A 19077-nucleotide genomic window follows, 5' to 3' on the forward strand; every position below is an offset into this window, starting at 1 on the left:
GCCATCGCCCACTCTGGAACGGCCCGACCGATTGGTAAAGACCCGGCGGCACCCGAATCCGCGCCCGCCCGTTGGCGCCGCGGCTTTTCACCCTCGCGGGGCAGGGCGCGTTAGAGACAGGCGCCGCGCGATCCCGTCTGCGCTCAGGCCTGGGCAAGCGTCGCCGCGACCGATCGCACGACTTCGTCCAGCGCGCCGCCGGCGTCGATCCGGGTCCAGTTCACAGGCCCGGTCCCGCGCTCGAGCTGGGCGTGCAGCACCGCGGCATCCGCGTCGGAGGCGTCGGCGGTGCGGGCGGAGACGCGGCGTTCGAGCGTGGCGGGGTCGGAGTAGAGCCAGATGCCGGCGAAGGGGACCCGCAGACGGCCGGCCAGCCCGGCGACGGCCTGGCGATCGGCCGCGGCGAGGAAGGTCGCGTCGACGATGACGCTGTGCCCGGCCAGAAGGACCTGCTCCGCCGCGTCCATGAGCCGGGCGTAGAGCGCGCGGTTGGCCTCGGCCCGATAGGCTTCGGCGGGCAGGCGGGCGAGCGGCTCGACACCGAACATCGCCTTGCGCTCCAGGTCGCTGCGCAGATGGACGGCGCCGGGAGCCGAGCCCAAGGCCGGCGCGGTGCGGATCGACACCGCGGTCTTGCCCGAGCCGGAAAGCCCGCCGACGGCCACCAGCCTTGGCGGCAGGGGGGTGAGGAAGTCGATCGCCTGCTTCAGGTAGCTCCTCGCCTCGCGGACGATGGCGTCGTCGACGGCGCCGGACAGGGTCTGCACCGCGACCATGGAGCGGATCGCGGCGCGGATGCTCAGGAACAGCGGCTGCGCGGCGAGCCCGGTGAAATCCCGCGATGTCCGCAGATAGCTGTTCTGCAGGATGTTGGCTTGCCCGGCCAGTCCCCGGTGCAGCAGATCCATCACCAGGAAGGCGAGGTCGTACCAGGTGTCGCAGGTCCCCAGCCGCTCGTCGAACTCGAGCGCGTCAAAGGGCACCGGCCGGCCGTCGATCATGACCATGTTCTTCAGGTGCAGGTCGCCGTGGCATCGGCGCACGCGCCCCTCGCTCGCACGGCGCGACAGCAGCGGCGCGACCGCGCCGAAGCCCCGGTCCGTGCGCCTGAAATACTCCGCCAGCCTGTCCTCTCCCAGAGTCGATCGCATCGGGGCGAAGGCCTCGCGCAGCTCCGCGATGATGTCCCGTATCAGAAGCGCGCCATCGTCGGGGCGTCGCTCGGCGGCCTCGTGGAGACCGGCGATGACCTGGCCCAGCCTGTCGGCGAGATCGGTCGTGAGCTTGCCGGCGTCGGCGATGGAGGTGAGCTCGTCCTCGCGACGGAACCGGTGCATCCGCAGGGCATATTCCACCGGTTCCCCCTGGCCGTCGAGGGCCAGCCGGCCGGAGCTGTCGCGGGTGATCGCCACCACGCGGTCATAGATCGCGGGAGCCGACGGGGCGTTGAGGGCGAATTCCTGGGCGATGACCTTGCGGCGGTCGTCAAGCGTGCTGAAATCGAGGTAGTTATACCTGACCGCCCGCTTGATCTTGAACGCCCAGTTGCCGGCGAGGAACACGTGGGCCGAGTGGGTGGTGATCATTTCGACCGGCGTGTCGACGCCATGGGTGGCCGGGTCGCGGAGGAATCGAACGGTTTCCGTCTGATCGGTCGGATCCGGCGTCACCGTGGTCCCACCCCGGCCCGAGCATTCGTCATCGCGTGCATCAATGGACAATCCCCGTTTGCGCCTGCCGGTGTCAGCTTGAGTCCGATGCATCCGCCGGTCAAGCCGCGTTTTCGTCGCGGCTTCGCGGAGCTGCGGCGAGGCGGCAAGGCCGCCCTGGCCGGCGCAAGCGGATCCCCGGCCCTAGACCTGCGGCCGGTCGGCCGTTCCATCGCTTGCCGGGTAGCGGATCATTGCCGCCAGCAGCACCCCGAAGGCGAGGCAGTTGGTGATGTGCCAGAGGAAATGGGTGCCCGCGGGAAACATCCCGCAGAGCGGGATGTCGAGGCTGCGGAAGGAGAAGGACAGCACGAACAGGCCCGCTGCGATCGCGATCAGCCGGAGCGAGGGGTGCCGTTCCCGCCACAGCATGCGCCCCCCGGCGACAGCCACGAGCAGGGCCGGCAGATACTGGGTCGACCCGGAGACGGTGTCCCCCACCATGTGCGTGCCGCGCAGCGACAGCACGAGGCCGGCGATGAAGACGGTGATGCCGAGCACCAGGGCGAGGGGCACGCCGGCCAGGCGCCGTGGCGAGTTCCGCAGCGCGAAGGCTCCGTAGACAGCGACGAAGCCCCAGATCGGCAGCACATCGGCCAGTTCCGCCCAGCGGGTGGCAAAGGTGTGCAGCAAGAGCGAGCCCACGCTGATGGCGATCGCCAGGCCCATCAGGGCCATCACCCCGGGAGTGACCGCGTGGCGGCGCATGACATGGAGGAAGGCAAGGAGGCTGATGGCCAGGACAAGCAGGCTCGACAGCGCGTTGAGCGGCTCCCCGAGGAGGCCGGGAGCAAGCCGTTCGCAATAGGCGCCGGTGATCGGCTCGTTCCAGTCAATGGTCATGACGGATGCCGGACGAAGCCTTGCGGCGGTGGTACCGATGGGAGCATGCCCAGCCTGCCTTGGACCATTGGACAACAGCCGCCAGTGGTCTTTTTCTTTGCGCATTAGTGGCAGCCCGCCTATGATGTCAAGCACGCAGTCGAGCGGCCATCGGGCGTGTCTGTCGCACCCCATTGGCAAGGCCATGACCGTTCAAAACTGCGGCGTGCTTTCCGGGGTGTTGATGTCCTCTTGGTTGAAATGTGCAGTGCGGCGCACGGCTCCGGCCGGGCGGAGCGCCGTCGCGAAGGCCGCGATGCTGGCGCTGGTTCTTGTCCCCTTTCTGGCCCCGCGGGAGACCGCGGCCGCCGGTCTCGACGGCGCGATCGCCGCGGTGGAACGGATCCATGCGACGACCGTCGCCTCCGCCGGTGCGCCGGTGGCGCGGCTGGCGGCGCTGCTCGAGAGCCATCTCGATCTCGCCGAGATTTCCAGGAAGGTGGGCGGCAAGGCCTGGGATGGCGCGTCGGCGGCGGAGAAGCGCAAATTCACCCTGGTGCTGCGCGATGTCATGGCCATCGAGCTCGGCCGCCGCATCCGGCCCGACGATCGGCTGCAGGTTTCCGGCGCCAGGCCGCTCGGCCATGCCGATGTCGTGGTTCTGTCCTCGCAGATACGCGCCGACGGCAGCACCCGGCGGATCGACTGGAAGATGCGCCCGTGCGGGGCCGGCTACTGCCTGTATGATCTCATCGGCAACGGGGCGTCGCTGACCCTTGCCCGCCGGGACAATTATGCCGCGCGGCTGCGCGCGCTCGACGGATCGCTTGCCGCGCTGACGCGCCAATTGCGGGCCGAAATCGACGGCCGGACCTGAGGCCGCCGCATGCCGCACCTGGTGGAACTCCGAAATTGCCGTCGCGACTATGACAACGGCCGCATCGTCGCCCTCGACGACGTCTCGTTCACGGTGGCGCGCGGCGATTTCATCGCCATCACCGGTCCGAGCGGCAGCGGCAAGTCGACGCTGCTCGACATCCTCTGCGGGCTCGAGGAGCCCAGCGCCGGCGAGGTGCTGTATGACGGGCGTCCGGTGCGGGGCAGGACGGCCTGGGCGCGGCTTCGCGCGGCGCGGATCGGCTTCGTGTTCCAGTCCTTCCACCTCATTCCGGCGCTGACGGTGGCCGAGAACATCGAGATCGCCATGCTGTGGCAGGGCCTCCCGGCGCGGGGACGCGCGAGCCGCGTGACCGAGCTGCTCGACCGGCTCGGCCTCGGCGATCGCCGCGCGCAGCATCCGATGCAACTGTCCGGCGGCGAGCGCCAGCGCGTGGCGGTCGCGCGGGCGCTTGCCAACCGGCCGGAGCTGATCGTCGCCGACGAACCCACCGGCAGCCTCGACAGCCGCTCGGGCGCCGACATCATCAACCTGCTCGAGGATCTGCGGCGCACGGCCGCGATCACCATCGTCCTCGTCACGCACGACCGGTCGATCGCCGAGCGCTGCGCCCGGCGCGTCGAGCTGGTCGACGGCCGGATCGCATTCGACAGCGCGCGTGAGCCCGTGCCGGAGGCGCATCCATGAATCTGCTAACCCTGCCGGCCCGCAATCTCCTGTCCCAGAGGATGCGCTCGGCGCTCACCGTGCTGGGCATCGCCGTCGCCGTCGGCAGCTTCATCGCGCTGACCGGGCTGACGCGCGGCCTGCAGGACGGCTATGCCCAGGGCGTCGGCGACGTCGGCGGCGATTTTGTCGTCGCCCAGCGCGGCACCTACAGCCTGGTCAGCAGCTCGATTTCCGAGGAGCTGGTGGAGAGGCTGGATGCGGTCCCCGGCGTCGAGGAAGCAGCCGGCATCATCCTGTCGATCGCGGAGGTCGACGACGAGGCCAACATCTTCGTCGCCGGCTGGCCCGACGGCAGCTTCCTGTGGCGGTCGCTGGTCCTGGAGCAGGGGGTGGCGCCCGTCGGCGACCGCGAGGTGGTGCTCGGCCGCGCTGTTGCCGAGGCGCTCGGCAAGACGGTCGGCGACGAGATCCTTATCCAGTACGAGCCGTTCCGCGTCGCCGGCATTTCGGTGCCCGATTCGGTGTTCAACCAGAATGTTGCCGTCGCCCGGCTGCCCGGCCTGCAGGAACTGTTCGGGCGGCCCGCCAGCGTGTCGCTGGTGCAGGTGCGGCTGGCCCGTCCGGTCGACGCCCGCCAGGCGGCCGGCGTCAAGGCGGCGCTCGCCTCGGTGTCGCCGGTGATCGAGGTGAGCGACAGCGCCGAGTTCGCCCAGAACATGGATTTCGTCAAGACGGTCGATGCGATCACCTCGGCGGTCTCGCTGGTGATGATCCTCGCCTCGTCGATCCTGGTGGCGAACACGCTGCTGATGTCGGTGTCGGAGCGGGTGCAGGAATTCGGCATTCTAGCCGCGATCGGCTGGACGCCGGCGCGCATCCGCCTGCTCGTGGTGGTCGAGGGGGTGATGCTGTGCGTGCTCGGCAGCCTGTTCGGCATCGGCCTCGGCGTGGCGGCGATGCATCTGGTCTCCTGGCTCAGGATCTCGGCCGGCCTGCTGGAGCCCTATCTGTCGGTCGCCATCGTCGCGGAAGCGCTGACCTGGGTCATGCTGATCGGGCCGCTCGCCGCGCTCTATCCGGCCTGGCGGGTCACCCGCGCCCCACCCTCCGCCGCCTTGCGCGGCGTTCGCTGAACCCTTGCACCCCGCTTCGGCCGGATGGTCCGCCGGGTTTCGATTTTTCCGGGAACATTTTCCGCGTCCTTGCGGTTGCAAGGAACGTGGCGATGAGACGCTGATCCAACCTCAAATAAGATCCGCAGTGATCAAGACACTTTGGTCAACAACCGTCATTGCGTCGTCCGTCACGTCGGGGAGCGCCGCCGGCACGATCCCGCTCGCTTGTCTTGTCGCGGCAGTGAACTCTAGCTGCTAGCTGCGAGCCGTTGCGCCGCGCCCGACCAGTCGACGCCGGCGCGGCCGGTGAGGAAGCCGTCGGCATATTGGCCGCCCGGGGCCCGGGGCAGGGCGGCGGCGGACAGCGCCTCGGCGTCGATACGTCCGTCGATCAGGTCGCGGAACAGCGTGCAGACGTCGAGGAAGCCCTCGGCCTGGGGCGACAGGCGCAGCGCCGCGACGCCGGCCGCCGCAAGGCCCGGCAGTTGATTGGCGGCGTTGGCGCAGGTCGCCGACAGCGTCTGGACGCCGTTGACCGCGAGGAATTTCTCCCCGTCGAGCGTGTCGACGGCGCGGCCGTCGGGATCGGCGTTGCAGATGAACTGGCAATTGTCCTTGGCCCGGTCGTGCAGGCGGGCGTGGTAGCAGCGCGCCGAGATCGCCAGCGGCAGGCGCCCCCAGGCCCAGGCCTCGATGGCGACGGGCGCCGCCCCTGCCAGGATGGCGACGGAGGCGAGCGGCAATTCCGGCGGCAGGCAGATGCTGCGGGCGCCGCGCGCCTGCAGCCAGCGCACCGTGCTTTCATTGTAGACATTGACCAGCGGGCCCACGGAGAAGGCCGCGCCGGCGGGCAGGTGCGGCAGCGCCGAGAGGTCGTTGACCTCGATCTCGAGGCCCATGTCGACGAGGTCCTCGGTGAGCTTGCGTTCGCGCTTGAGCGTGATCAGCGCCAGGCTGGTCATGACCACGCGCTTGCCCGCGGCCTGCAGCCGCTCGATCACCTCGGGAAACCGGGTCTGGTAGAACGGCAGGCGCTTGGAGCACACGAGTTCGCCCAGCACCACGGTGTCGACCGGGGCCTCGTCGGCGAGGCGCAGGTAGAAATCGCGCCAGATGGCGGCGTCCCAGAAGAACTGGTTGGGCCCGACTGTGAGTTGCATGTGCCTCGTATCCTCTTTCGCGGTCCTTGGTTTCTCGGTCCCTGGAAACACGCGCGGGGGTTTCCTAAGACCGGTCTATCTCCACGTCTTGCGATAGGCGCCGGTGGTGGCGGCCTGGCCTTCGGTGAGGCTTGCGAGCGTGCCCGGCGGCACCGGCCTGCCGGCCGCCACGGCCTCCACCGCGGTGCGGAAGCTGCGCACCACCTGGGCGACATAGGCGCGCGAGCGCTGCCGCCCCTCGATCTTGAGCGCAGTGACGCCGGCCTTGGCGAGCGCCGGGATCAGGTCCTTGGCATCAAGGCTGCTCGGGTCCTCGAACACATGGCCGGTCATGTCGCCGCTCTGGAAGCAGCCCTTGCACAGCGTCGGGTAGGGCGCCGGCTCGTCCTTGGCGTTGCGCTGGATGGTGTATCCGCCCAGCCTGGCGTCGAGCGCGCCCTTCGTCTCGACATACTGGACATGGGAGGGCGGCGAACAGACGCCGTTCATGTTGGGGGACTTGCCGGTGATGTAGGAGGAGAGCGAGCAGCGCCCCTCTGCCATCACGCAGAGCCCGCCGAAGACGAAGACCTCGGTCTCCACGTCGATCTCGCGGTTGATGGCGGTGATCTCGGCCACGGTGAGAACGCGCGGCAGCACCACGCGGCGCACGCCGAAGGCGGTGGCGTAGAAGTTGATCGCGTCCGGATTGGCGGCGGCCGCCTGCACCGAAAGATGGCGCCTGAGGTCCGGATGGTGCTCGGCCGCGTGCGCGAGCAGGCCCAGATCCGCCAGGATCACCGCATCGACATCCGCGGTCTCGGCATCCGCCACCGCGCGGTGCCAGAGCCCTTCGGCGCCGGCGCGGGGAAAGGTGTTGATCGCCACCAGCACCTTGGCGCCGCGGCGGTGCGCATAGTCCACGCCCTGGGCCAGTTCCTCGCGGCTGAAATTGAGGCCGGGGAAGTTGCGCGCATTGGTCTCGTCGGCGAAGCCGCAATAGATGGTGTGGGCGCCGGCGTCGACAGCGGCGCGCAAGGCCGCAGGCGTGCCGGCGGGGCAGACAAGCTCCATCATGGCCGCGCCTCCGCCCGGCGCAGCGGCATGCCGGTCCGGCGTTCGGCCAGGTCGATGAAGGGCATCAGGAGGCGGCCGAAGGGTCCCGACAGGCCGGCGATTTCGGCGCCGAGATCCAGTTCGCAATCGTCGATGGCGTTCCTGAGCGCCAGCGCCGCGGAGGTGTCGCCGTCGATCACCAGGTCGCGGGAGAAAAACAGCGCGTCGCCGTCCCAGGTGCCGTGCACCAGGCCGAGCAGGGCGGACAGCGGCCCGGCGATGCGGGCGTCGGCCCTGGGCGGGTCGCGGTGCAGGGTGATGCGCATCGCGGTCGGATGCGGGCGCAGCAGCAGCGTGACCGGCAGGTCGGTCGGCGCGATGGCGAAGCTGGAATCGACATAGGGGCCGAGGCGGCTGATCAGACCCGGGTGACGGGTGACCAGCCGCCGCGCCAGCACCGTCAGCGCCTGGGCAATCGGCGCCAGCGGTACAAAGCTCAAGGGCTTTGCCAACAGCGACGGAACGGTCGGGAATGGCGTATGGATATCGGACACTTAGGCCTCAAGGTGAACTCCGGAGCGTATCTTGAGTCTAATCCGGCGGCGGGGCGGTCGGGTTGATTTAAGTCAACTCAATGCGCGAACGGCGCTGCTAACACCTCAGGACCCAATGCCTGTCGCGCCAACCGGCTTTCGTTGCCGCGCGCGGCCAGCATTGACCCAAATTCGTGCAGCGGCCGAAGCGCCCCCGAGGCGAGAGGCGGCGCTGCAAGCCACGGGAGCCATCTTGGACGCGATCCACCGCCATCTGCCGGTCTTTTCGACCCTGCGCGCCTTTCTCGACTGGGCCGAGGCGGGCGGCGACCTGGTGCGGGTCGCCCAGCCTGTGGCGACGCGCCATGAGATCACCGCGGTGCAGATGAAGGTGCTCGCCGCCGGCGGACCGGTGCTGAGATTCGACCAGCCGGTGCTGGCTGACGGCCGCATGTCGAAGATGCCGGTGATCACCAATCTGTTCGGCACCCGCCGCCGCGTTGCCGCGGGCCTGGGCCTTCTGCCCGAACAGGTCGCCGATTTCGGACAGTTTCTGGCGGACCTGCGCACGCCCGCCCCGGTCGATGGCATGCGCGACGCTCTGTCGCGCTGGCCGATGCTGAAGGCGGCGCTCAGCACAAGGCCCAAGGTGTTGCGCAAGGCCCCGGTGCAGGAGGTGGTCGACACCGCGCCGGATCTGGACAGCCTGCCGGTGCAGACCTGCTGGCCCGGCGACGGCGGGCCGCTCGTCACCTGGCCGGTGGTGCTCACCCGTCCGCACGGCAGCGAGGCGCAGGATGTGGCGCGCTACAATGCGGGCGTCTATCGCGCGCAGGTCATGGGCCGCGACCGGCTGATCCTGCGCTGGCTGGCGCACCGCGGCGGTGCGGCGCATCATCGCGGCTGGGCGCGGGCGGGCGAGAAGATGCCGGTGGCGATCGTGCTCGGGGCGGACCCGGCGACGCTGCTGGCCGCCACGCTGCCGCTGCCCGAGACCGTGTCGGAACTCGCCTTTTCGGGCGTGCTGCGCGGCGAGCGCACCGAGCTGGTGCCCGCCCGCACCGTGCCGCTCCTGGTGCCTGCCCATGCCGAAATGGTGCTCGAAGGCTGGGTCTCGCCGACCGAGACCGCGCCCGAGGGACCTTTCGGCGACCACACTGGCTACTACAACGCGGTCGAGCCGTTCCCGGTGATGCAGGTGACGGCGCTGACCCACCGCCGCAATCCGCTCTATCTGTCCACCTCGACCGGGCGTCCGCCGGACGAGCCGTCGGTCATCGCCGAAGTGTTCAACGAACTGGTGCTGCCGGTGATCCGCCAGCAGATCCCCGAGGTCACCGATCTCTGGCTGCCGCCGGCGGCGTGCTCCTACCGCATCGCCGTGGTCGCCATCGACAAGCGCTATCCGGGCCAGGCGCGCCGGGTGATGATGGCGCTGTGGGGCATGCTGCCGCAGTTTTCCTACACCAAGATGATCATCGTGGTCGACGCCGGCATCGACGTGCGCAACTGGGACGACATCGCCTGGGTGATGGCGACGCGGATGGATCCGGGCCGGGATGTGCTGATGCTCGACCGCACGCCGATGGACTATCTCGATTTCGCCTCGCCGATCGAGGGGCTGGCCGGCAAGATGGGGATCGACGCCACCACCAAGATCGGCACCGAGACCGCGCGGCAATGGGGCGAGGTCATCGCAATGTCGGCCGAGAACGAAGCTTTCGCCGACCGGCTGATCGCCGGACTGGGAGGGGCGAAATGAGGGTGATCCTGGGGGTTTCCGGCGCTTCGGGCGCGGCCCTGTCGCTTGCCGCGGCACGGCACCTGCGCGCGCTCGGCGCCAGCATCGATCTCGTCGTCAGCCCGGCCGCGGAGCGCACGCTTTCGGCGGAATGCGGCCCGGAAGCGCTCAGCGAACTGGCCGCGCTGTGCAACCATTGCCACGCTCCCGAGGATGTGGGCGCCGTCATCGCCTCGGGCTCCGCGCCGGTGGCGGGTATGCTGGTGGCGCCGTGCTCGATGCGCAGCCTCGCCGCGATCGCGCTCGGCCTCGACGACAACCTGCTCACCCGCGCGGCCGGGGTTCAGCTCAAGGAGCGCCGCAGGCTGGTGCTGCTGGCGCGCGAGGCGCCGCTGACGCTCGCGCATCTGCGCAACATGACGGCGGTGACGGAAATGGGCGGCATCGTCATGCCGCCGGTGCCGGCCTTCTACCTGCGCCCGAAGTCGATGGAGCAGATGGTCGAGCAGATCGCCGCACGGGCCGTCGATCTCCTGCGCCTCGGCGCCCCTGTTGCGCAGGCCTGGGCGGGCGAGGCCCGCGACCAAGCCGACTGAGGCCGAATGCCGGGCTGACGCTTGAAGGCGCAATCTCCACTCGTCAGACATGATGCCGGCATGCGGCTCGGCGGACCTGCGTCCCCCAAAATTCGCCGACGAGGTCACCTACGGGCACTTGCAAGTCTCTCTGAGTCCAACGTTTTTGTGACCTCCGGCGGTCGCGGCCCGGCTGCTCGCACCTGCCTTGTGCCGGCCAGCCGGCCGGGCCTTGGAGAGAGATCCATCATGGCTGTTTACAAAAATAATATAGTATGATTTTTTAACTCCCGGGCAGGAGCCCTTCATTTCGGGAGGAAATCATGAAGTCTAGCAAAGCCATTCTTGGGGCGGGCATACTCGCGTCCATGCTTATGATGTCGTCGAGCGTTCTGGCGCAGACGGTCGGGTTCTCGCAGATCGGATCCGAATCCGGCTGGCGCGCGGCGGAAACCACGCTGACCCAGCAGCAGGCCAAGGAACGCGGCATCGATCTCAAATTCGCCGATGCGCAGCAGAAGCAGGAAAACCAGATCAAGGCGCTGAAGTCATTCATCGCCCAGGGCGTGGACGCCATCCTGCTCGCACCGGTGGTCGCCACAGGCTGGGATTCGGTTCTGGAAGAAGCCAAGGAAGCCGAGATCCCGGTGATCCTGCTCGACCGCATGGTCGATTCGTCCGACGACCTCTATCTCACCGCCGTTGGCTCCGACCTCGTGCATGAAGGCAGCGTCGCCGGCAAGTGGCTGGTCGACGAACTCGCCGGCAAGGACTGCAACGTGGTCGAGCTGCAGGGCACTACCGGCTCGTCGCCGGCCATTGACCGCAAGAAGGGCTTCGAAGAGGCCATCGCCGGCCATGCCAACATCAAGCTGATCCGCAGCCAGACCGGCGACTTCACCCGCACCAAGGGCAAGGAAGTCATGGAAAGCTTCCTCAAGGCCGAGGACGGCGGCAAGAACATCTGCGCGCTCTACGCCCACAATGACGACATGGCCGTGGGCGCCATCCAGGCGATCAAGGAAGCCGGCCTGAAGCCGGGCGAGGACATTCTGGTCGTCTCGATCGACGCCGTGCCGGACATCTTCCAGGCGATGGCCGCGGGCGAAGCCAATGCGACCGTGGAGCTGACGCCGAACATGGCCGGCCCCGCCTTCGACGCGCTGGCGGCCTATATGAAGGACGGCACCATGCCGCCCAAGTTCATCCAGACCGAGTCCAAGCTCTATACCCAGGCCGACGATCCGCAGGCCGTGTACGAGCAGAAAAAAGACCTCGGATACTGAGATGTGGCGGACGGCGGCTGGTTCATCCCCGGCCGCCGTCTGGCGCCACAGGGCTGATGTGTCATAGTGGACCATCAGCCGCCGACGGCCATTCAGAAAAATTTGGGGGGAGGCCCAGATGCCGCAAAGCGAGGCCAGCCAGCCGCTCCTTCGCGCCCGGGGCGTGCGCAAGGTATTTCCGGGAACCGTTGCGCTGGACGGGGTCGATTTCTCGCTGCGGGCGGGCGAGGTGCACGCGCTGCTGGGCGAGAACGGCGCCGGCAAGTCGACACTGATCAAATGCCTCACCGGCGCCTACCGGCGCGATGACGGCGACATCCTGCTCAACGGCGAAATTATCGATCCCAAGGGCACGATCGACGCCCAGGGCTACGGGATCGGCACCGTCTACCAGGAGGTCAACCTGCTGCCGAACCTGACGGTGGCGGAAAACCTTTCCCTCGGCCACCAGCCAACCCGCTTCGGCATGATCTCGACCCGCGCGATGAACGCCCGCGCCCGCGAGGTGCTTTCGCAGTACGGGCTCGACATCGATGTCGGCCGGTCGCTCTCGAGCTATTCGGTCGCGGTGCAGCAGGTGATCGCCATCGCCCGCGCGGTCACCCTGTCGGGCAAGGTGCTGATCCTCGACGAACCGACGGCGAGCCTCGACAGCCACGAGGTCGAGATGCTGTTCGACGTGATCCGCTCGCTCAAGCAGCGCGGCCTCGGCATCGTCTTCATCTCCCACTTCCTCGACCAGATCTTCACCATATCCGACCGGATCACCGTGCTGCGCAATGGCCGCCTGGTGGGCACCGAAGCCACGCGCGACATCGACCGGGTGGCGCTGGTCAACATGATGCTGGGGCGCGAACTCGAACAGGAGGTGCGCTCGCACGGCAAGACCCATGCCGGCCCCGGCGAGGCCCGCCTCGCTTTCACCGGTTTCGGCCGCAAGGGCCGCATCGAACCGTTCGACCTGACCATCCAGGCGGGCGAGGTAGTGGGCGTCGCCGGTCTCCTGGGATCGGGGCGGACCGAGACCGCCGAGGTGCTGTTCGGCGTCGCCGCTCACGACAGCGGAGAGGCGCGGCGCGGCGACGGAACCGTCCTGCGGCTCACGTCGCCGCGCGAGGCGATCGCGGCCGGCTTCGGCTTCTGTCCCGAGGACCGCAAGACCGACGGCGTGATTGCCGACCTCACCGTGCGCGAGAACATCGCGCTGGCGCTGCAGGCGCGCATCGGCTGGATGCGCCGCATCCCCGACCGCGAGCAGAAGGCGATGGCCAACGACTATATCCGCAAGCTCGACATCCGTACGCCCGATGCCGAAAAGCCGGTGGGGCTGCTGTCTGGCGGAAACCAGCAGAAGGTGATGCTGGCGCGGTGGCTGGTGACCAACCCGTCCTTCCTCATTCTCGACGAGCCGACGCGCGGCATTGATGTCGGGGCCCATGCCGAGATCATCCGGCTGATCGAGGAGCTCTGCGCCCAGGGAATGTCGCTGCTGGTGATCTCGTCGGAGCTCGACGAGCTGGTGGCCTACAGCCACCGCGTCCTCGTCGTGCGCGACCGGCGCCACGTCGCCGAACTGAGCGGCGGCGAGATCACCACCGACAACATGGTCCGCGCCATCGCCGCGCCCGAGAAGGAGGCCGTCGCGTGAACGGGCTGGTTTTGTTTTCCCGCCGGATCTGGCCGCAGCTGCTCACGCTCGCGGTGATCGTCGGCCTGATCTCGGTGATGTTTCCCGGCTTCTTCGACATTTCCATCGCCAATGGCCGGCTCTACGGCAGCCCGATCGACATTCTCAACCGCGGCGCGCCGGTGGCGCTGCTGGCGATCGGCATGACGCTGGTGATCGCCACGCGCGGCATCGACCTGTCGGTCGGCGCGGTGATGGCGATCTGCGGCGCGGTCTCGGCCTGGGGCATCACCGAAGGCTACGGGCTTTTTCCGACCCTGGCGATGGCGCTCTCGGCGGGGCTTGCCTGCGGGCTGTGGAACGGGGTGCTGGTGGCCTTGCTCGGCATCCAGCCGATCGTGGCGACGCTGATCCTGATGGTGGCGGGGCGGGGCATCGCGCAGTTGATCACCGAAGGGGCCATCCTCACCTTCAACCATGAGGGACTAATTTTCTTCGGGTCGGGGTCGGTGTGGGCGATCCCGACGCCCGTGATCATCGGTGTGCTCACGGGGGCGATCGTGACGCTGATCGTGCGGCGCTCCGCGCTCGGCATGCTGATCGAGGCGATCGGCATCAACCTGCGCGCCAGCACTCTGGCCGGCGTCAACACGCGGGTGCTGCTGATTGCGGTCTACATGACCTCGGGCTTCTGTGCCGCACTCGCCGGCATCATCGCCGCCGCCGACATCCGCGGCGCCGACGCCAACAATGCCGGGCTCTGGCTCGAGCTCGACGCCATCCTGGCGGTGGTTGTCGGCGGCACCTCGCTGCTCGGCGGCCGCTTCTCGCTGATCGCCTCGCTGATCGGGGCGCTGATCATCCAGGCGGTCAATACCGGCATCCTGCTGTCGGGCTTCCCGCCGGAGTTCAACCTGATCATCAAGGCGGTCATCATCTTGATCATCCTGGTGCTGCAGTCGCCGACGATGCGGACCGTGCTGGTGTTCTTTTCAAGCGACAAGGCGGCCGGCATCGACAGTGAGAAACAGAAAGAGACGGTGGCCCCATGAACGCACGGCTCCTCCCGCTCGCGGCAACGCTGGTGATCTTCCTCGCCGCCTATGCGGTCTGCTACGCGCAGTATCCGGCGATGCTGTCGACGCGGGTGATCGGCAACCTCCTCACCGACAACGCCTTCCTCGGCATCGTCGCGGTGGGCATGACCTTCGTCATCATTTCCGGCGGCATCGACCTGTCGGTGGGCTCGGTGATCGCCTTTGCCGGCGTGTTCATCGCAGTCCTGCTGCGCGACACGGGCCTGCATCCGCTGGCGGTGTTCGCGCTTCTGCTGGTCCTTGCCACGCTGTTCGGCGCGGCGATGGGAGCGACCATCCATTTCCTCGAGATGCCGCCCTTCATCGTCACCCTGGCGGGCATGTTCCTGGCGCGCGGCATGGCCTATGTGCTCTCCATCGACGCGGTGCCGATCACCCATGAATTCTACGACCAGATGCAGGATCTGTACTGGCTGATGCCGGGCAAGGGCAGGCTCACGCTGATCGGCGGGCTGATGCTCCTGGTGTTCATCATGGGCGGGATCCTCGCCCACCGCACCCGCTTCGGCATGAATGTCTACGCCATCGGCGGCGGCGCCCAGACCGCCGCGCTGATGGGGGTTCCGCTCGGGCGCACCACCATCGCGATCTACGCGCTGTCCGGCCTGCTGGCGGGTCTGGCGGGAATCGTGTTCTCGATCTATACCTCCGCCGGCTATTCGCTCGCCACCGTCGGCGTCGAGCTCGATGCGATCGCCGCGGTCGTGATCGGCGGCACCCTGCTCACCGGCGGCAGCGGATTCGTGGCGGGAACGCTGATCGGCGTGCTGATCATGGGGCTCATCCAGACCTACATCATCTTCGATGGAGCGCTGTCGAGCTGGTGGACCAAGATCCTCATTGGTATGCTGCTTTTTGCATTCATCGTGCTACAGAAGGGCCTTGTCTGGACGACAGCCAAAAGACGCATCGCCGGGGGGTAACCGGCCAGGGAGAACACGCTTGCTCAACGCCACCTTTTCCGGACGCGCAAATCGCAGTCAGCATTCCTTCGTCGTCAACGAGTTGGGCGAGGAGATTGTCAGCGGCGCCTATGCCAGCGGCACGCTGCTGCCCGGCGACGTGGACCTGGCGGAACGGTTCGGCGTGTCGCGCACGGTGCTGCGCGAGGCGATGAAGACGCTGACGGCCAAGGGGATGATCGTGCCCAAGGCGCGGATCGGCACCCGCGTCACCGACCGGTCGAACTGGAACCTGTTCGACGCCGACGTGCTGGTCTGGCACATCGAGGCGGGGGTCGACGCGACCTTTCTCAAGCACCTCACCGACATGCGCTTCGCCATCGAGCCTTTTGCCGCGCGGCTTGCGGCCGAGCGCGCGAGCCAGGAGGAGATCGCCGGTCTCTACGCCTGCGCCGACGCGATGAGCCGGGCGGATTCGGACGAGAACTTCGCGCTCGCCGATCTCAAGTTTCACCTGGCGCTGCACGGCGCCTCGGGCAATCCGTTCATGCTCTCGGTCGGAAACCTGATCGAGGCGGCGCTGGTGACGAGCTTCAAGATGAGCTCGCCCTATGGCGAGCCCGGCCGGCATGTCGCCACCGCCAACCGGCACCGGATGATCGTCGAGGCGATCGAGCGCAGGGACGGCGACGCCGCCGCCTCCGCCATGGAACTGGTGATCCACGAAGGCTTCGACCGGATCACCAAGAAGCTGGGCTGAGGCGGCGCCGAAGCCCGGGCGCCCACAGACTATTCCACGAGCGCGCCGCGCTTTGACACCACCCTTGCGGCCAGCTCCGCGCCGGCCCGGATCGCATGCGCCAGCTCGCCGCGCTCCAGATAGGCGGCGAGGAAGCCCGCGTTGAAACTGTCGCCCGCCGCCGTGGTGTCGACGACGCTGTCGACCCGCACCGGCTGGTGCCGGCCGATGGCGCCGCCGTCGAGGCTGACGATTTCGCCGGGGCCGTTCTTGACGATGACCACGGAGGCGCCGGCATCGCCGTAGCGCGCGGCGGTCGCGGCCGGCGTCGCGTCGCCGAAGGCGTGCGCCTCGTCCTCGTGCGAGGGCAGGATGATGTCGCTCACCGCGGCGGCGTCCATCACCGCGCGCCGCATCGTCTCGGCTCCCTCCCACAGGCGCGGGCGCAGGTTGGGATCGAACGCCACGGTGGCGCCGTGCTCACGGGCTTTCGCGATTTCGCCCAGCAGCGTCATCCGGTCTTCCGGCGGCAGGATCGCCAGCGTGATCCCGGAGAAATAGACGAGGCTTGCGGCGGTCAGCGCCGCGGCGAGCAGCGCCGGATCGCCGGCCAGACGGCGGGCGGCGGAGTCCGACCGCCAATAGGCGAAGCTGCGCTCGCCGTCCTTCAACTGGATCAGATAGAGGCCGACGGTCTTGCCGGGAACCGCCCGGATGAAGCGGGTGCCAATGCCGGCCTCGGCGATGAAATCGGTCATGCGGCGGGAGATCTCGTCCTCGCCCACGGCGGTGACATAGGCGACGTCCCAGTCGCGGCCCAGGGCCCGCTTCGCGTACCAGGCGGTGTTGAGCGTGTCGCCGGCAAAGCCCAGCTTGTAGGTGCCGTCGCCGGAGGGCGCCATTTCGACCATGCATTCGCCGATCGAGACGAACGCCCGCCTCATGTGTCGGCCTCGTCGGCGAAATAGCGCATGTTGTCGGCCCTGATCCGGACGATCTGTTCCTTGATGCGGGCAAGGTGCAGCCGCATGTGATGCATGGCCCGCTCCTCGTCGCGCGCCCTTATCGCCTCCATCACCCGCAGATGGTCGTCGAAGGCGTCCTGCGAGGCAAACGACAGAGACAGGAAACGCACCCGGTCCATGTGCGCCTTGTTCTCGCGGATGATGTCCCAGGCGAAGCCGAGCCCGGAGCGTTCGCAGATCTCCTTGTGGAACTGGTCGTCGAGCGTGTGGAAACTCAGGGGATCCTTCGCTTCCACCGCCTGCCGCTGCCGCTCGATCAGCCGGTCGAGGGCGGCGTGGTCCGCCTCGGTCAGCACCCGGCAGGCGGTCCGCACGGTTTCTGCCTCGATGGCGTTGCGGATGAAGCGGGCCTGCAGCACGGCGGTTTCGGAAATCTGCGACACCAGCGTCGCCCGCTGCGGCCGGATCGACAGGAAGCCCAATTTGGAGAGCCGGTAGAAGGCGTCCCGGACCGGCTGGCGCGAGACGCCCAGCGCCTTGGCCACCTCGACCTCCGACATCTTGGTACCCGGCGGCAGCTCCAGCGACAGGATCTGACGGTTCAATTCGTCAAACACCGTGTCGGCCACCGAGGGGCGGTTGAGTGGTTCCAGGGTCCTCAAAGGGGACGTGACGGACATGCGGTCGCTCCGTTGACTCAATATGCATACTAGCATATTACTTTACTAGACTGATTGGAAGGCCTGATGGCGCAGGCTTCGCGGGAGGATTAGGTTGGCAATTTTGGCCCCTGACAGATTGTTTCCGGTTGATCCGCACACCCGTGGAATCGCCCGCGAACTGTATCAGACAGTGGCCGACAAGCCGATCATCAGCCCGCATGGCCACACTGATCCGCGCTGGTACGCGGAGAACCAGCCGTTTTCCGATCCGGCGCAGCTCTTCATCACCCCCGACCACTATGTATTCCGGATGCTGTTCTCGCAGGGGATCAGCCTCGAGAGCCTCGGCGTGCCGCGCGCCGACGGCGGCCCGACCGAGACCGACGGCCGCAAGATCTGGCGGCTGTTCGCCGAGAACTATCATGTCTTCCGCGGCACCCCGTCGCGGCTCTGGATCGACCATGCCTTCGAGGACCTGTTCGGCCTGACCACGCGGCTGTCGGCAGAGACGGCGGATGCGGCCTATGACCATATCGCCGACTGCCTGGCGAGGCCTGAGTTCCGGCCGCGGGCGCTTTACGAGCGCTTCAACATCGAGGCGATCGCCACGACCGAGAGCCCGCTCGACGATCTCCGCTGGCACCGGATGATCCGCGACAGCGGCTGGAAGGGCAAGGTGGTGACCGCCTACCGGCCCGACAGTGTGGTGGATCCGGAGTTTCCGGGCTTTGCCGGCAATGTCGAGCAGCTTGGCGATCTCACCGGCGAAGACGCGTCGACCTGGGAGGGCTATCTGCGGGCGCACCGCGTCCGCCGGACCTATTTCAAGCAGTTCGGCGCCACCTCCACCGATCACGGCCATCCGACCGCGCGCACGGAGGATCTCGCCCAGGACCAGGCCGCGTCGCTGTTCACCAAGGCGCTGAGAGGGGCGTGTTCGGCGGAAGAAGCCGATGCGTTCCGCGGCCATATGCTCACCGAGATGGCGCGCATGAGCCTCGAGGACGGGCTCGTGCTGCAGATCCATCCGGGCAGCCACCGCAACCATTCGGGTCCGGTGATGGCCGCCTTCGGCCGCGACAAGGGCTTCGACATCCCCACCCGCACCGATTACGTCCGGGCGCTGAAGCCGATGCTCGATGCGGTCGGCCTCGAGCCCGGTCTTACCATCATCGTCTTCACGCTTGACGAGAGCAGCTATGCGCGGGAGCTGGCGCCGCTCGCCGGCGCCTATCCGGCGCTCAGGCTCGGGCCCGCCTGGTGGTTCCATGACAGCCCCGAGGGCATGCGCCGGTTCCGCGAAATGACGACCGAAACCGCGGGCTTCTACAACACCGTGGGCTTCAACGACGACACCCGCGCCTTCTGTTCCATTCCGGCGCGCCACGACGTGGCCCGGCGGGTGGATTGCGGCTTTCTCGCCACGCTGGTCGCCACCGGGCGGCTGGACGAGGAGGAGGCCTACGAGGTCGCCAATGACCTTGCCTATCGGCTTGCCAAGCAAGCTTACCGGCTCTGAGAGCCATTTCTGGGAGGAAAATG

18 protein-coding genes are annotated in these 19077 nt (G+C 67.9%); 11 read left to right on the top strand and 7 right to left on the bottom strand.

Features of this window, described 5'->3' with window-relative positions; all coding sequences use genetic code 11:
- Nucleotides 1–143: 143 nt before the first annotated feature.
- Both LL06_RS02755 and LL06_RS02760 read right to left on the bottom strand, forming a co-directional pair.
- Nucleotides 144–1721 (bottom strand): bifunctional aminoglycoside phosphotransferase/ATP-binding protein, encoded by a 1578-nt coding sequence (locus LL06_RS02755; protein ID WP_201772298.1) that lies wholly within the window; start codon nucleotides 1719–1721, stop codon nucleotides 144–146.
- Between the two features lie 132 nt (nucleotides 1722–1853).
- Nucleotides 1854–2552 (bottom strand): ceramidase domain-containing protein, encoded by a 699-nt coding sequence (locus LL06_RS02760; protein ID WP_052161144.1) that lies wholly within the window; start codon nucleotides 2550–2552, stop codon nucleotides 1854–1856.
- A gap of 295 nt (nucleotides 2553–2847) precedes the next feature.
- Between LL06_RS02760 and LL06_RS27600 the strand changes: the two genes are divergently transcribed.
- The 3 genes from LL06_RS27600 to LL06_RS02775 are packed head-to-tail and all read left to right on the top strand — an operon-like array spanning nucleotide 2848 to nucleotide 5231.
- The gene (locus tag LL06_RS27600) at nucleotides 2848–3408 is read left to right on the top strand and encodes an ABC transporter substrate-binding protein (RefSeq protein ID WP_161784922.1); all 561 of its coding nucleotides are present in this window, start codon (nucleotides 2848–2850) and stop codon (nucleotides 3406–3408) included.
- A 9-nt stretch (nucleotides 3409–3417) separates the two neighbouring features.
- Nucleotides 3418–4116, top strand: coding sequence for an ABC transporter ATP-binding protein (locus tag LL06_RS02770; protein ID WP_035521860.1), 699 nt, complete (start codon nucleotides 3418–3420; stop codon nucleotides 4114–4116).
- Nucleotides 4113–5231, top strand: coding sequence for an ABC transporter permease (locus LL06_RS02775; protein ID WP_035521862.1), 1119 nt, complete (start codon nucleotides 4113–4115; stop codon nucleotides 5229–5231). The genes LL06_RS02770 and LL06_RS02775 overlap by 4 nt, the downstream gene beginning before the upstream one ends.
- A gap of 230 nt (nucleotides 5232–5461) precedes the next feature.
- Here the strand turns inward: LL06_RS02775 and LL06_RS02780 are convergent, their stop codons facing one another.
- The 3 genes from LL06_RS02780 to LL06_RS02790 all read right to left on the bottom strand — a co-directional run bounded on the left by LL06_RS02780 (nucleotide 5462) and on the right by LL06_RS02790 (nucleotide 7908).
- The gene (locus LL06_RS02780) at nucleotides 5462–6373 is read right to left on the bottom strand and encodes a U32 family peptidase (protein ID WP_035521864.1); all 912 of its coding nucleotides are present in this window, start codon (nucleotides 6371–6373) and stop codon (nucleotides 5462–5464) included.
- A gap of 75 nt (nucleotides 6374–6448) precedes the next feature.
- Nucleotides 6449–7426 (bottom strand): peptidase U32 family protein, encoded by a 978-nt coding sequence (locus tag LL06_RS02785; protein WP_035521958.1) that lies wholly within the window; start codon nucleotides 7424–7426, stop codon nucleotides 6449–6451.
- Nucleotides 7426–7908: an SCP2 sterol-binding domain-containing protein gene (locus LL06_RS02790; RefSeq protein WP_201772299.1), complete on the bottom strand. Its 483-nt coding sequence runs from the start codon at nucleotides 7906–7908 to the stop codon at nucleotides 7426–7428. The genes LL06_RS02785 and LL06_RS02790 overlap by 1 nt, the downstream gene beginning before the upstream one ends.
- Nucleotides 7909–8194: 286 nt before the next feature.
- Between LL06_RS02790 and LL06_RS02795 the strand changes: the two genes are divergently transcribed.
- The 7 genes from LL06_RS02795 to LL06_RS02825 all read left to right on the top strand — a co-directional run bounded on the left by LL06_RS02795 (nucleotide 8195) and on the right by LL06_RS02825 (nucleotide 15929).
- Complete coding sequence (locus tag LL06_RS02795) at nucleotides 8195–9703, top strand: UbiD family decarboxylase (protein ID WP_244447028.1); 1509 nt, start codon at nucleotides 8195–8197, stop codon at nucleotides 9701–9703.
- Complete coding sequence (locus tag LL06_RS02800; RefSeq protein ID WP_035521865.1) at nucleotides 9700–10278, top strand: UbiX family flavin prenyltransferase; 579 nt, start codon at nucleotides 9700–9702, stop codon at nucleotides 10276–10278. Before LL06_RS02795 ends, LL06_RS02800 begins: the two co-directional genes overlap by 4 nt.
- Before the next feature lie 302 nt (nucleotides 10279–10580).
- On the top strand, nucleotides 10581–11543 hold the full coding sequence (gene ytfQ / locus LL06_RS02805) for a galactofuranose ABC transporter, galactofuranose-binding protein YtfQ (RefSeq protein WP_035521867.1): 963 nt from the start codon (nucleotides 10581–10583) through the stop codon (nucleotides 11541–11543).
- A gap of 118 nt (nucleotides 11544–11661) precedes the next feature.
- The gene (locus LL06_RS02810; RefSeq protein ID WP_035521869.1) at nucleotides 11662–13191 is read left to right on the top strand and encodes a sugar ABC transporter ATP-binding protein; all 1530 of its coding nucleotides are present in this window, start codon (nucleotides 11662–11664) and stop codon (nucleotides 13189–13191) included.
- Complete coding sequence (locus tag LL06_RS02815; RefSeq protein WP_035521871.1) at nucleotides 13188–14222, top strand: ABC transporter permease; 1035 nt, start codon at nucleotides 13188–13190, stop codon at nucleotides 14220–14222. The genes LL06_RS02810 and LL06_RS02815 overlap by 4 nt, the downstream gene beginning before the upstream one ends.
- Nucleotides 14219–15190 (top strand): galactofuranose ABC transporter, permease protein YjfF, encoded by a 972-nt coding sequence (yjfF, locus tag LL06_RS02820; RefSeq protein WP_035521873.1) that lies wholly within the window; start codon nucleotides 14219–14221, stop codon nucleotides 15188–15190. The genes LL06_RS02815 and yjfF overlap by 4 nt, the downstream gene beginning before the upstream one ends.
- Before the next feature lie 19 nt (nucleotides 15191–15209).
- A complete protein-coding gene (locus LL06_RS02825; RefSeq protein ID WP_035521875.1) occupies nucleotides 15210–15929 on the top strand; it encodes a FadR/GntR family transcriptional regulator in 720 nt (239 codons plus the stop codon).
- Between the two features lie 29 nt (nucleotides 15930–15958).
- Here LL06_RS02825 and LL06_RS02830 read toward each other — a convergent pair whose 3' ends face one another.
- Complete coding sequence (locus LL06_RS02830; RefSeq protein ID WP_035521877.1) at nucleotides 15959–16852, bottom strand: sugar kinase; 894 nt, start codon at nucleotides 16850–16852, stop codon at nucleotides 15959–15961.
- A complete protein-coding gene (locus tag LL06_RS02835; protein WP_035521879.1) occupies nucleotides 16849–17553 on the bottom strand; it encodes a GntR family transcriptional regulator in 705 nt (234 codons plus the stop codon). Before LL06_RS02835 ends, LL06_RS02830 begins: the two co-directional genes overlap by 4 nt.
- A gap of 94 nt (nucleotides 17554–17647) precedes the next feature.
- Here LL06_RS02835 and uxaC point away from each other — a divergent pair, with 94 nt between their 5' ends.
- Nucleotides 17648–19054 carry a glucuronate isomerase gene (gene uxaC / locus LL06_RS02840; RefSeq protein WP_035521881.1) on the top strand — a complete coding sequence of 469 codons (1407 nt, stop codon included), beginning with the start codon at nucleotides 17648–17650 and terminating at the stop codon, nucleotides 19052–19054.
- Nucleotides 19055–19077: the final 23 nt, after the last annotated feature.

It is taken from the genome of Hoeflea sp. BAL378 (genome assembly GCF_000759435.1).
Taxonomy (GTDB): Bacteria; Pseudomonadota; Alphaproteobacteria; order Rhizobiales; family Rhizobiaceae; genus Hoeflea.

Excerpts from the sequence above, each read along its gene's own strand:
- LL06_RS02760 (WP_052161144.1), bottom strand. The coding sequence starts at position 2,552 with ATGACCATTGACTGGAACGAGCCGATCACCGGCGCCTATTGCGAACGG.
- yjfF (WP_035521873.1), top strand. The coding sequence starts at position 14,219 with ATGAACGCACGGCTCCTCCCGCTCGCGGCAACGCTGGTGATCTTCCTC.
- LL06_RS02775 (WP_035521862.1), top strand. The coding sequence starts at position 4,113 with ATGAATCTGCTAACCCTGCCGGCCCGCAATCTCCTGTCCCAGAGGATG.
- LL06_RS02770 (WP_035521860.1), top strand. The coding sequence starts at position 3,418 with ATGCCGCACCTGGTGGAACTCCGAAATTGCCGTCGCGACTATGACAAC.
- ytfQ (WP_035521867.1), top strand. The coding sequence starts at position 10,581 with ATGAAGTCTAGCAAAGCCATTCTTGGGGCGGGCATACTCGCGTCCATG.
- LL06_RS27600 (WP_161784922.1), top strand. The coding sequence starts at position 2,848 with ATGCTGGCGCTGGTTCTTGTCCCCTTTCTGGCCCCGCGGGAGACCGCG.
- LL06_RS02810 (WP_035521869.1), top strand. The coding sequence starts at position 11,662 with ATGCCGCAAAGCGAGGCCAGCCAGCCGCTCCTTCGCGCCCGGGGCGTG.
- LL06_RS02785 (WP_035521958.1), bottom strand. The coding sequence starts at position 7,426 with ATGGAGCTTGTCTGCCCCGCCGGCACGCCTGCGGCCTTGCGCGCCGCT.
- LL06_RS02780 (WP_035521864.1), bottom strand. The coding sequence starts at position 6,373 with ATGCAACTCACAGTCGGGCCCAACCAGTTCTTCTGGGACGCCGCCATC.
- LL06_RS02835 (WP_035521879.1), bottom strand. The coding sequence starts at position 17,553 with ATGTCCGTCACGTCCCCTTTGAGGACCCTGGAACCACTCAACCGCCCC.
- LL06_RS02830 (WP_035521877.1), bottom strand. The coding sequence starts at position 16,852 with ATGAGGCGGGCGTTCGTCTCGATCGGCGAATGCATGGTCGAAATGGCG.
- LL06_RS02800 (WP_035521865.1), top strand. The coding sequence starts at position 9,700 with ATGAGGGTGATCCTGGGGGTTTCCGGCGCTTCGGGCGCGGCCCTGTCG.